The organism is Mangrovibacter sp. MFB070 (genome assembly GCF_000705335.1).
Lineage (GTDB): Bacteria > Pseudomonadota > Gammaproteobacteria > Enterobacterales > Enterobacteriaceae > Mangrovibacter > Mangrovibacter plantisponsor.
The window spans coordinates 68058-80620 of record NZ_JJMI01000050.1 but is presented as its reverse complement, the minus strand read 5'-3'; the positions used below and the strand labels follow the sequence as shown (position 1 = coordinate 80620).

Here is a 12563-nt window from a genome sequence, read left to right as displayed (position 1 = left end):
GAAAACAATGATAAACCCTGAATTCAGTCTGTTATCACTTATTCGTAAACCGGTACAACAGTTCTCCAGGCGTGTTCCTTTCTGGTTATTGTGCTTCGGGTTGTATGTCGGGCTGCCCGGTGGCCTCCCCATGCCCGGTTACTCCGCCCAAAGCAACCTGCTCGAGCCGATAAAGGCATATAAAACATGCAGCCAGCAGTTAACACCGAGTGACGACCGCTACCTGGGAAGAGTGATCCAAACCCAGCTTGCGTCGCTTTATCAAAATAATGAGGACTTTCAGGCGCAACTGAAAAAGAACAGCAGGCCGCTCACTGATGGCATTGTTGGCCCAACAACCCGCTACTGGCTGGATTATTTCTGTGGTGAATTTGCGTTCAGCGCGCCTGCTTCATCTACCAACCAGCACCAGTATTTTATTGAATCATTGCTGATTGACTTAAGCCGTGCTGCCCAACTAAATACGTTATTCCCAACATGGCGCACCGCAATAAAACCGCCGGAACTGCTCCACTTAACATCTGCCGAAATAGTAAAAAGGCTCTCACTGAGCACATCAAATACCGATAACGGCAGCGGGACATCCATCCCCGCAACCACGCCGGGCACAGACAGACCAGACAGTGATACCGAAGCCTATTATTATCAACTGACAGAAAATGATTTTGCCAGCCTGGCGTTACGCCAGACCGTGCTGGAAGAATTTGCAAAATTAGAAAAGCAACAGTTTGACCAGCGCAGCCAGCTTTATAATCAACTCAGCGGGTTATTTACTCAGCTGAATATTCCCATCACCCCACAACTGAATCTCGATAACTTAATTGATTCTTACACCATAGAGATCCACCAACCCAGTACCACGGCAACAACCAGTACCAGCACCAGCCAAATTACGAACAGTGTTAATAATGATGCCAGCACCGGCAATAATGACACCAACGCCGGGACTACGGGTACCAATACAGATAATAAGAACACCAGTGAAAACAACGCTGCCAGTAATCCAGACAGTGTAAATACTGATAACAGCCAGACCAGTCCAGATAACCAGGACAGCACCACACCTAATACATCAAATCAGGTGGTGGAAACCAGCACGCAAAGTAATACCGAAACAACAGCGCAACAGTTAGTGTGGCAGGTCAATGCGGATGAGCTCAGTAAAACCATTAAACAGGCAGGTATTACCACATTATCTAAAGATGAATTAAAAGCACTGGCACCACTGCAGGATGAAGTCTTCCCCAGCCTTTACTTAATGCAAATGGCAGTAAAAGAATCTGGTATCTCACCTGCTATCTTGCAGGATAAAGGCGTCTTTACTCTGGCAAGGAAAACCGGCCTTAGCCCTGTCCATGCAGTTCCCGTGCAGTGGGTGGCTCCCCCGGACTGCGATTGCCAGGACAGTGTCCGGTCGGTATTTAACGTGGGTACCTTTTACGGTTTTTACCCGTACTGGCAACATTTAGGTAAAGGGCAAACCCTTGATTTCAGCCGGTTAGACCGCATTGGTTATATTGGTGCAGTGATGAAACCTGAATTGAATGGCAACACGTTAGTTTTGCCACAAAACTGGTTAGCCGACCCGAGGTTTAGTCAATTTATTCAGACGTCCCACCGCTATCGCACTAAACTCGACCTGGTGGTGACCACGCCACGGAACCTGTCCACTAAACAACTGACCGGGCTGTTCACGGATGACATGGTGAAACGCCTGGTCGAATCCGTCACCACCCCAATGGATAAATATTTAATTAATAATGTACAACCCTGGATAAGTTTTGGCGCCGAATCTGTTCCTGCTATGGCAGATGGTATAACTTTGGATATCGACCTTTCTGTGTTAAACACTCCGGAAAGCCAGCAGGCCTTCTTTTCGTTCCTGAATAAGCTTAAGATTGCATTACGCCAGAGTTACCAGCCTAAATCTGTCGCCAGTGACTTAGATGGCCCCGCCCAAAGCAGCGATGAATATTATTTAAATATTGTTGTTCCCATTAGTGATATGGTGGCATCAAATAATGGTTTTTACAGCTTTCAAAACATCGATACCTTATCACAACTGACCAATCTCCTGATTGCCCGGCCGGGTTCACCGGTAACCAGTGACGACGCTTACAATGGGATAAAGCAAATCAAGGAACTGCAGCGCTGGTTGAGTGACCAGAAAAACCAGTCAGAAGTGCAGCAGGTTTATAAACGGCTGGTTCCGATGTTGATAACTGAAGATAACCGCAACCAAACACCAGAGCTGACTCAGCTGGTTAATCTTTCAAGCTGGAGCTTCCTGGGCGCAGCTTACTGGCCACTGCCATTAAGCGAAACCAATGAGAAACTGATTGAAAAAACCTTCTTCCCGGCGGCCAAACAATACCCGAAACCCATTAACCAACTGCTCAATGGCATTAACAGCCTGTTAAACTGGTTTTGTATTTATCGCCTGGAGCTGAGGGCCGGTTTATTTGTGTCATTTATGTTTATTCTGGGTTTCCTGGTTGCCTGTATTTGGTGTTTCCCACTGAGAAAACACCTGAGCCGCGTGCCATTTGTTGCTCTGACATCAATATCTATCAGTGGGTTAATGCTGGTATTCGTGGCCGACCCGGCATTCCAAAATTACCAGGGACCGATTATGTTAGTCTCTATCGTGGTGATTGGCTGGATATTATTCGCGGTGCGGATGGTAAGGAAGGAAGGGGATAAGCCTTAGTAGCTTTAGCCATGCGATATTAAGTGCTGTTCAGTATCATAGTACTGAACAGCACCTGATATTTTTCCTGGTTAAGGATATCTTTTATATGTTATTTCTGTATTATTGAAATCTGTGTTTACAGCTGCCTGCAAGGGGTATTTTTGGTACTTTTCTTGTTGTATTTTTAACCAAATCTACATTTCAATTGAGTTTTCATGTCATGTTTCACCACTGCATACACAGCGAATTAGTTTCATTATTAAAAATCAGGATTAAGCCATGCTTAATCAGTTTGTCTATTTAAAATTCTTATTGCTGCATTTTACCAACTACGGAATTAATAATTCTACAGCGTGTTTTAGATTATAATTACTGAGATCCTTTATTTAGGATTTCCAAACTCAAGCTTTTTCCCCCATCTTGATTCAATAAATGATTCTTCATTATTATAACTAATACTTCCATCTTTGTTTTTGGTACCAGGTACTCCTCTTTGTTTCTGGTATCGTATTGTTAGTGGGTGCTCAGTATTTGCGATGCCATATCCACTGTCATAATTACCTGACGAAAAGGCCTGTCCCATATACCCACCGATTGTCGCTTGAGGTGCCATATTCTTCTTGAAAAATTTATCATCTTTCATCGCTTGTTGAAAATCATAAAGCATTGAACCTTTTCCTGCCTTCTTATCTTCATCAATCACTGGTTCTGCAGTATGGCACCCTTCAAGAATTATCCTGCCAACAAACTGTTCTCCTTTATATTTATTGGAAAATTTCTGCAATATACTTTTTACTATATTTTTCACTTGACCACCACTCTTACCTCCCAGAGCCGCCTCCTTGGTTAAGGATATTCCCGGGTTATCACCATGAGCAATTAAATAAATTGTCTCATCCGAGAGTGGGGTTTTAAAATCACCATTAGATATGTCTTCTTCTGTGTAATAGGAACTCTCTCCGAATCGACCCATTAATGTTACAGCTCCATCATGTAATGTTGTAGATCCAGCGGGAACTTCTTCTCCTATCACAGCAATAAATGCACCCTGAATAACATCAGAATAGCCTTGCGACTGAGATTTTAATTGATGATTCCCTTTACTCCTCTCCTGAGAAACAGTGAGGGTCCGGTTATCAATAAATGAAAAACCTCTCCTCTCATTATTTTTATTTTGAGAGACAGAAGAACTAACTGATCTTTTTTTATGTTCCTCTGTCGGGAAACTGTTATTTTTAGGCTTTGCAACTTGTTTATACACACAAACCTCTTTTAAATATGCTCTTATTCTCTATTAGCTTCACCAGTCTTTTAATTCAACCATTTCTACTTTTATTGTCAGGATGTTAAATGGCTAATATCCACACTGACATTGCCAGTTGCATCAATATAGCTATCACTCTTTTCATCAAATTTACAGTTAGTTACTGACCATTTTCCACCAAGGTACTTCTTATTATTTGCAACTTTTGCTGTTACATTCCCTTTCGTTCCAATAGCTTCCCATCCATCTACCTCAACTTTGACAAGCCGTTCCTCCCAATTATCAGATGTATCGCCATAATAATCACCTGACCATTCTCCTGCTGGCGGAACAAGTGCATCACTGTTATCAATTGCACTTTCCCAGTCGGCCCGTTTTGCGAGATTGTTTGGTGCAGTACCCGCCACAATTCCGGGAGGCCCACCCGTATCAATTCTGGCTTCGGTAACAGACACTGCTTCTCCAATATTGTTGGCGACATGTTTAGTGATAAATTCTTGATTAAGAGTATAAGGTACCGGTTTGTCTTCTTGTGCAGTACCCTTCGCTCCTTTCAAACGTTGAACAACTTGATCATCAAAAAATTGCGCTACCACTGCGTTTCGCACTGAAGGTGATTGATCCGGACTGGCAACCTCTTGTGCCTGCCGTTGTTTTATAGTCTCAGCCCGATTATCTACAAGCTCATGACCATAATTCTCAGTATTTTTCTTCTGAGCACCCCCCCTTGTTTGAAGCTTTCTCAATCTCTCAACATGTGTAAACATACAGGAAAACCTTTCAGATTTAAGCAACATTAATTACACATCATATTGGTTATGAGAGATAAATTTATATTTGTCAATACTGTTTGGCATAAATTCCACTTCAAGAAAATTTACTTTTTAACTGTTTTATCATATTAAATAATGCTCTGACCACATAAAAACCGTTGTCAGGATTTTCATGAACATCAATCAGTTCCTCAGATAGTTTTTGAGCTGTAAGGCCATAAACCTCAAGATCTTTTTCTTTTTTGTTTTTAGAGGAAAGTAAGGTTTGATAAAACTGCTCTTCCATTTGAATCAGTTCTTTGGCCCTGGCATCAAGAAAATCATTTTTTTCTTCATTATTTTTCATTTTATTCCAGCGAGTAACCCAGGAAAAGGTTTGATCATCTTCATAGGATACACGTTTAGGGCCAGCAAACAGGTTTTCATTGCATAATACATTATGATATTCCAATAGCAGCACTGTAGTATTATCACTATTAAATCCAGAAACTATATTTTGTTTATGATGCCCCAGTTCATGAAGAATATTTCGCTCATAGTTTTCCATTTTTTCAGTTATAACAACGGCACCAATTTTATGATTATAAGCAGCCCCACCTAATAAACTAAGCAAGTCTTTAGCCGTAGCTTCGGTATATTCTTTCTCCTGGCCAGGCCCTTGTTGCATAGATGTTAGAGATTCTTTTTTTTCTTCTTCGGAAAGACCAATAACGTACCCTTCGGGATAGTCCTTAAACTTGGTATTAGCCATAACTTTATCGGGAACTTCAATTATTTTATTTCCTTCGAAAGGAATATGCAGTTTTTCACATGCAAGTGAGACTGCTTTATAATCTATTACACGCTGAATAATCAATCGGGATGATAAGGTATTATGAGCAAAAGTACTTTTTGAATATAACTGAACAAAATCAGCTGCTTGAGGATTATTGTTAATAAGCTTTTTAATTTTTCTTTGAAACACAGAAGCATCCCGGTTATCACTAAGCCAACTCTTTGATTTTTCCTTATGTTTATTCTGAGCAATGGGATGAGCGGCCACTCTTTTTTGGTCTTTTCGCTCTTCTGTTTGTGCATACATATCTCACCCCTGTGTATTTTTATGTGTTATGACTCATTCATAGCCTGTAACAACCAGCCTGAAGATCGTTTTTCTTCACAACCTAACCACTGCGCAGCGCCTTAGCACCCATTACATCCGCCTCATGCTCTAACGCAGGGTTATCATTCACCGCCATGCCTGCAACAGAGGTGGTTGGGGCAACACGCCCCTGAGCCTGCTGCACTACATGGCCAAGTTCATGGGGTAAATGTTTTTCCTGGCCGGACGCAAGGTGGATATCACTGCCCTGGGCATAAGCATGGGCCTGCACGGCAGCGGGTTTTGCCGAGTTGTAATGCACTCTGACGTGGTCCAGGCTCATACCGCTGATATTTTCCATGCCGCTTTTTAAATTATCGGGTAGCCCGGTTTGATTGGCCTGCCGTTGCACGGTTTCAACCCGGTTATCTTCCAGTGCAGCGGCCTGATTCTCTTTACGCTGCGGTACCGCAGCCTGGGAAACTGCCTGCCGGGTGGATTGCTGTTGTTCTGTCTGTCTGGAAAACATAAGCAGCCGTCCTCGTTCTCAATCGCGTTGTATCAAACAGAAAAATGCCCTGTTCCGCTTTCTCGCGCCAACAGTGCTGACTTATTCACTCAAAAAACATTTTGTTATCTTTTCTGAATTCCTGGCGAATGCTGGCAATAATGTCGCTCTGGGTCACTGTGCGCTCATCACGCTGAATAGCGGTTAATGCGCACTGGCGCAATACGTTAATAATCTGCCCACCGGAAACTTCATAGCGGTCGGCAATGGCGGGCAAATTGACATCCCCGGCGAGTTCACACACGCCATTAAAAGCGTTCTTCCATAGCTGTAAACGCTCCTGCGGGCCAGGAATAGTAAATTGCACCATACTCTGGAAACGCCTGGTAAAGGCTTCATCCATATTAGTTTTTAAGTTGGTGGCAATAATAACCGTACCGGGGAAGTCCTCTATTTTTTGCAGTAAATAACCTGTCAGTTGGTTGGCATGCCTGTCGTTGGAGGAACTGACTTCAGAGCGCTTGCCAAACAAGGCGTCGCCTTCATCAAAAAACAGGATCCACTCTTTGTAGCTGGCGGCATCAAACACCCGTGATAAGTTTTTCTCGGTTTCACCAATGTATTTCGACACCACCATGGATAAATCGACGCGGTAGACTTCCCGCCCGGTGGCTTTACCCAGTAATGCAGCAGTCAGGGTTTTCCCCGTTCCCGGAGGGCCAAAAAATACAGCGCGGTAACCCGGTTTTACCTTTTTCGCCAGTTGCCATTCATCCATCAACTTATGGCCATAATTGAGCCAGGCATGGAGCTCTTCAACTTGCGCCATAACTTCGGGGTCGAGCACTAGATCGTGCCATTCCAGGGGTGATTCCAGTATATGAGCCGGGAAGCTGGCGCTTAATTCCGGGCGCAACCGCTGCCCGGTAATAAAATAGTGCAGCCACTCTTCGTTTAGCCGATAAACACCCGCCCATTTAGGTACGCCGTCATCAACAGATAACAGTTGCGTGACCTGCTCGGCCATCAGACGGTGTTTATTTGAAAAGATTTCCTGTGTGTAAATACGCCAGTCGGGGTTATTGGCGCTGATCAGAAAATTGAGCGTTTGCCCGGTCGGAATAAAACCACTGAAGGCTTTGTCACTGACACCGCCAAATTCAGTAAAAGGGCGGTCTATCAGGCTGTTAAGACCAAAGAAAATATCAAGGGTATCGGGTTTTATACTGGGTGCCATGGCAAGCGCCAGCCCCAGGCGTTCAAAAATGGATAATTGCCAGTCAGTAACCAGATCCGCATAGGGCGCCCCTTTTACTAATTCCGGAGGCGGAATATCCAGCCAGTGACGTTCATGCCCTTCTTGTTTGAGGTAACTGCATATAACCTGATTGATAACCCGTGACAACCACGCCATTTCGCGCCAGAGCACAATGACATTGGCTGTTTGTTGGTTATCTTCGACATCTGCTGGTTTGAGCATGGCACATCCTTGAAAAGAGGTGCATCAGGCAGAGTTCTGCTGTTTGCCAGCAGCGTACACAACGAAACAATTATAGCACGCAACTCATTTTGGCTAATTTTTAAACACTTTTATTCACGATATGCCATTGGGCGCTAATTCCAACACTGGACCGGAATCCACCGGTAACACATTCTGCGCTTAACAGATTCTGAAGTGGCCGACAAAAACTGACTACGTCTTCTGCGTTTTTCCCGTACCGGCTTTCTGATTCGTTTTACCTGGGTGCTTATGTAAGCAACAGTTGGCGTGCTTTGACTGGGTGTTAGAAAGGATAAGTAATGAAGCAGCACGCAAGACGTGTGGTGCTGCTTATATTTGTTAAAATATTGAAAATAAAATATTTATATGCGGATGCATACTCATTTATGCGGACAGAGGCTAAACCTTAAAGCCCGGTTTACCATTAACTTGACGCCATTCTTTTACTTCTTTGACCACCCCTTCGGGGCTATCTTCACGGCCTTCTCGTGGATAATAAATAAGGTCGGAACCATCTGGATGCTCACATAGACGTTCAAACTCCAGAAGATTATTCACATCTTCTTCTTCACTTTCTTCTTCTGCATTCCGCACGATACAAGTTCACCCGTGCCCCCGCCACACCATACCAGCTCATCGTTTCATCCCCGGTCAGTATCTTTCCCCCACAGTTAGTCGAATCACCCACCCGCAGGTAAAACCCCATCGCTCCCATTAGTCCGTTCTCCTGACTTTAAAAACATGACCTGACGAAATACCGGGGGGAAGTTCACTGGTATATTGACGACGCATTCCTTTTCCTTGTCATGTTTATGGTTAAATTGATGCAATACTAACCGATTTGCAATTTGACTTAAAATCACTTTATCTTTATGTGATTACAAAAAAATTTGTTATTTATTTAATATAAAAGCACCAAATAAACACGCATGAATGGCACATGACATGGGCTGATACCACAGCATACGATTTAGATTATTTGGCAGAGTTTGTTCCTGACACACTCAACACGGAAAGTGCAGAAAACGATTTAATCCACGCTGATAAAGGTAGATATAATCCTGGCAAACCAACTATTCTGTGCAAAAAAGAGCCCCGGATACTTCCCGTGCTGCACCTGGTTTATCTGCAAAAAGGTAAAGTATGCATTTCACTTCGTCCCGCTTACTGCTGCGCCCCGTCATCCCCGGTGATGCTGATTGCCTGTTTCGTATCTATGGCGACCCACAAACCCAGCAATTCAACCCTGCCGGGCCTTACCTTTCCCTGGATTATGCTCGGGAAACGTTGCGTTCCTGGCTGGAACACAGCAACCAACCCGGGTTTGGGCACTGGGCAATTATTCTTCAGGAAAACCCGCAAGAAATTATTGGCTTTGGTGGGTTAACACCGCGTGTTGTCTGCGGTTACCACATCAATAATCTGGGCTACCGCTTTGCCACTCAGTGGTGGGGAAAAGGCCTGGCAACAGAATTTGCCCGGGCAGTGGTGGCGTGGGGTTTTGAGCAAGGTAAGCTTAATGAAATTTCAGCGGTGATACGCCCGGGGCACAGTGCTTCACAGCATGTGCTGGAAAAAACAGGTTTTCATTTTGAACGGAAAGTAGCAGACCCGGAATACCACTCTGCGCGCCTGTTCTTCACGCTAACACAAGCGCAATGGCGCGCCAGCCACCTGGCTGACGCGAAATGATGAAGCGGTGGGCGGTCTATGCTGCCAGGAAAGCATCGGCAAGGTGGGTAACCCGGTCAATCGCCTGGTAGAGCGCCTGCGGTGTTACTTTCCCTGGCATATTTTGCATATCTGGCGCGATAACCGATTCCTGAACAATGGCGTCCAGTTCATCCGGGTTAAGGTCGGCAATTTCAGCAAGGCGTAGTGGCACCGCGCAGGCATGGGCCAGGGCGATGGCCTCCAGCATCTCCTCGTCACTACGGTTTTCCAGCGCCAGCAGGCACAGGTTGCCAAAGCCCACTAATAAACCATGGCCGAATTCCCGGGTTTTGTCGCAAACAGTAAAGCCTTCATAAATTGCGTGTGCGGCAGCAGCGTGTGCGCCACTGCTCATTAGCGATGTCAGCCCGGCGAACATAAAAATGGCATCCAGCACTTGTTCCAGTGCTGCGTTCGATTGCCCGGCTCGGGCAGCTTCACAGGCTTCACCGCCAAAAGTGGCAATCAGGTCATAACAAATACGGCTGTTGGCGCTGGATGCACTGGCAATCCCGCTCAGTTGGGTATGTTGTTCGCCAATAGCACGGAATTCGTACCATTTTGCCAGCGTGTCGCCCAGGCCTGCCGCCAGCCAGCGCAGAGGTGCCCGCGCCAGTAATTCGCTGTCGATAATTACAGCATGGGGAGCCTGGGGCAGCGGGTAGAGATCACGGAAATGCCCGTCATCATGGTAACGGATGGTGAGTGGGGTTACCGCCGCACAAGTGGCGGCAATGGTAGGAACGGTAATCACAGGTACATGGGCTGCCACACCCACTGCTTTACAGGTATCCAGAGACTTGCCGCCGCCAACACCAATAATAACATCTGCACCCAGTGTTTCTACACAACCCGCAAGGCGGGTGATATTGCTTTCGCTGGACTGCCCACCAAACCATTCACAGCCCACCAGAGTTACGCCACTTGAACTAAGTTGTTCACGGATGGTGGATTCAGTGGCCGCAAGGGCCTGATGCCCGCCAATCACTAATGCCCGCTCCCCCGCCTTAGCACATATTTCGCCAAGCTGAGCAATCACTCCCGGCCCCCGCAGTATCTGTGCCGGAAAAATGATGTTTTGAGCGCTCATAGTACTTCTCCCTAATTTGTATGCTTGTGTATGACAATAAAAGTAATCGCTCACCGGCCCGTATGCACCACTCTGATGCACAAAACGCACTACTAACGAACAGCTCCCCAGGCGGGCAACCATGCGTAGATACAGCGCAGGCAGGTAAGCAGGCAGCGAATCACTTCACAAGAGGGGTGACTGAGCAGGCGGTAACCTTATAAATAAGCAAGGGTTGTGCCATAACCGGCACAACCCCTTCAGGAAACAAACAATGCGCTTACAGGCGATCAGGAACTGTAGCCTGACAACAACGCAGTAATGGCTTCCGGCCACTGTTCACGGGAAGCCCACAGGCGCATATTTTCGATATCTGGCGCCATCAGGCGGTCTTTTTCCAGGAACGGCACAACAGCGCGAATGGCTGCCAGTTCTGCTTCCAGGTAGCTGGCGCTTTGTAATGGGCGGTGGAACTCAATCCCTTGTGCGGCAGCCATAGCTTCAATGCCCACAACCACACTGGTGTTAAAGCACATATCCCGCAGGCGGCGGGCGGCACCGGTTGCCATTGAAACGTGGTCTTCCTGGTTTGCCGAAGTAGGCAGGCTGTCCACACTGCCCGGGTGAGCCAGTGATTTGTTTTCTGAAGCCAGTGCAGCTGCGGTCACCTGAGCAATCATAAAGCCGGAGTTAACCCCGCCATCTTTTACCAGGAATGGTGGCAGGCCAGACAAACCGCTGTCGAGCAGCAATGCCATACGCCGCTCAGAAATCGCTCCAATTTCCGCTACCGCCAGCGCAATAATATCTGCAGCAAATGCAACCGGCTCCGCATGGAAGTTACCACCAGAAATCACATCACCGTTATCGGCAAACACCAGCGGGTTATCGGATGCGGCATTGGCTTCAATGCGTAAAATGCGCGCAGCGTGCGTCAGGTTGTCCAGGCATGCGCCCATTACCTGCGGAACACAGCGAATGGAATACGGGTCCTGAACCCGGCCACAATGAACATGAGAAGCGACGATCTCGCTGTCGGCCAGCACCTCACGCAGTGCCGCCGCCACGGCGATTTGCCCGGCCTGGCCACGCGCTTCGTGAATACGCGCATCCAGCGGTTTCACGGAACCTTTAATCGCCTCCAGTGAAAGTGCGCCAGCCATCAACCCGGCAGCAAACACCCGTTCCGCTTCAAATAACCCGGACAACGCCAGTGAAGTGGAAACCTGAGTACCATTCAGTAATGCCAGCCCTTCTTTCGGCCCTAATTCGAAAGGCACCAGCCCGGCCAGTGCCAGCCCGTCACCTGCCGGGATCTTTTCACCATTAACCCGCACCTGGCCTTCGCCAATCAGCATCAGAGATAAATGCGCCAGAGGCGCCAGGTCACCAGAAGCGCCAACCGAGCCTTTTTCCGGAATACAGGGCATAACACCGGTATTAAACAGGGCAACCAGTGCGTCGACTATCTCCGGGCGAATACCAGAATGCCCGCGCGATAAGCTCAGCACCTTGGTTGCCATCACCAGTCTGACTACGTTATCCGGTAAATCATTGCCCACACCAACACTGTGAGACAACACCAGGTTGCGTTGCAATTCAGCCAGGCGGTCTGCCGGAATTCGGGTTTGCGCCAGTTTGCCAAACCCGGTGTTAATGCCGTAAACCACCTCGCCGGTATCAACAATATCCAGCACTCGTTGTTGGGCAGCCTCAATACTGGCCCGGGCTTCTTCTGCCAGTCCCAGTTGTACATTACCCTGGTAAATCTGGCGTAATTCTGCCAGCCCTACCTGGCCTGGGTGAAGTTCACAACGGGTTAAGTGCGGGGTAGTTGCAGCCATAGTCTATTCCTGTATATACAAGTGTGGCGAAAAAAAATCGTTTAGTTAAGACGCCCTGCGAGCACCCGCTCTCAGGCAACCTGTGGTACCGGCCACCTGGCATGCAGGTGAACCGGTA

Annotated in this window: 10 protein-coding genes; 2 read left to right on the top strand and 8 right to left on the bottom strand. The window is 46.8% G+C overall.

Features of this window, described 5'->3' with window-relative positions:
• Positions 1-7: 7 nt before the first annotated feature.
• Positions 8-2710 (top strand): hypothetical protein, encoded by a 2703-nt coding sequence (locus DT73_RS21395; protein WP_051691508.1) that lies wholly within the window; start codon positions 8-10, stop codon positions 2708-2710.
• Between the two features lie 364 nt (positions 2711-3074).
• On the opposite strand, the gene DT73_RS21390 is transcribed toward DT73_RS21395, so the two are convergent.
• The 6 genes from DT73_RS21390 to DT73_RS21365 all read right to left on the bottom strand — a co-directional run bounded on the left by DT73_RS21390 (position 3075) and on the right by DT73_RS21365 (position 8416).
• Complete coding sequence (locus DT73_RS21390) at positions 3075-3953, bottom strand: hypothetical protein (protein WP_036114899.1); 879 nt, start codon at positions 3951-3953, stop codon at positions 3075-3077.
• Between the two features lie 77 nt (positions 3954-4030).
• Complete coding sequence (locus tag DT73_RS21385; protein ID WP_152552559.1) at positions 4031-4723, bottom strand: hypothetical protein; 693 nt, start codon at positions 4721-4723, stop codon at positions 4031-4033.
• Positions 4724-4823: 100 nt separating this feature from the next.
• Positions 4824-5810, bottom strand: coding sequence for a hypothetical protein (locus DT73_RS21380; RefSeq protein WP_036114893.1), 987 nt, complete (start codon positions 5808-5810; stop codon positions 4824-4826).
• Positions 5811-5892: 82 nt separating this feature from the next.
• A complete protein-coding gene (locus DT73_RS21375; RefSeq protein WP_036114891.1) occupies positions 5893-6339 on the bottom strand; it encodes a DUF4157 domain-containing protein in 447 nt (148 codons plus the stop codon).
• Positions 6340-6424: 85 nt separating this feature from the next.
• Positions 6425-7798 (bottom strand): ATP-binding protein, encoded by a 1374-nt coding sequence (locus tag DT73_RS21370; protein WP_036114887.1) that lies wholly within the window; start codon positions 7796-7798, stop codon positions 6425-6427.
• Between the two features lie 420 nt (positions 7799-8218).
• Positions 8219-8416 (bottom strand): bacteriocin immunity protein, encoded by a 198-nt coding sequence (locus DT73_RS21365; RefSeq protein WP_051691507.1) that lies wholly within the window; start codon positions 8414-8416, stop codon positions 8219-8221.
• 546 nt (positions 8417-8962) lie between these two features.
• Here DT73_RS21365 and DT73_RS21360 point away from each other — a divergent pair.
• Entirely contained in the window at positions 8963-9511 is a 549-nt protein-coding gene (locus tag DT73_RS21360) for a GNAT family N-acetyltransferase (protein WP_036114885.1), read from the top strand.
• A gap of 16 nt (positions 9512-9527) precedes the next feature.
• Here DT73_RS21360 and DT73_RS21355 read toward each other — a convergent pair whose 3' ends face one another.
• Both DT73_RS21355 and hutH read right to left on the bottom strand, forming a co-directional pair.
• A complete protein-coding gene (locus tag DT73_RS21355; protein ID WP_036114882.1) occupies positions 9528-10622 on the bottom strand; it encodes an iron-containing alcohol dehydrogenase family protein in 1095 nt (364 codons plus the stop codon).
• Between the two features lie 269 nt (positions 10623-10891).
• Positions 10892-12445, bottom strand: coding sequence for a histidine ammonia-lyase (gene hutH / locus DT73_RS21350; protein WP_036114879.1), 1554 nt, complete (start codon positions 12443-12445; stop codon positions 10892-10894).
• Positions 12446-12563: the final 118 nt, after the last annotated feature.

Excerpts from the sequence above, each read along its gene's own strand:
- DT73_RS21395 (WP_051691508.1), top strand. The coding sequence starts at position 8 with ATGATAAACCCTGAATTCAGTCTGTTATCACTTATTCGTAAACCGGTA.
- DT73_RS21385 (WP_152552559.1), bottom strand. The coding sequence starts at position 4,723 with ATGTTTACACATGTTGAGAGATTGAGAAAGCTTCAAACAAGGGGGGGT.
- DT73_RS21380 (WP_036114893.1), bottom strand. The coding sequence starts at position 5,810 with ATGTATGCACAAACAGAAGAGCGAAAAGACCAAAAAAGAGTGGCCGCT.
- DT73_RS21375 (WP_036114891.1), bottom strand. The coding sequence starts at position 6,339 with ATGTTTTCCAGACAGACAGAACAACAGCAATCCACCCGGCAGGCAGTT.
- DT73_RS21370 (WP_036114887.1), bottom strand. The coding sequence starts at position 7,798 with ATGCTCAAACCAGCAGATGTCGAAGATAACCAACAAACAGCCAATGTC.
- DT73_RS21360 (WP_036114885.1), top strand. The coding sequence starts at position 8,963 with ATGCATTTCACTTCGTCCCGCTTACTGCTGCGCCCCGTCATCCCCGGT.
- DT73_RS21355 (WP_036114882.1), bottom strand. The coding sequence starts at position 10,622 with ATGAGCGCTCAAAACATCATTTTTCCGGCACAGATACTGCGGGGGCCG.
- hutH (WP_036114879.1), bottom strand. The coding sequence starts at position 12,445 with ATGGCTGCAACTACCCCGCACTTAACCCGTTGTGAACTTCACCCAGGC.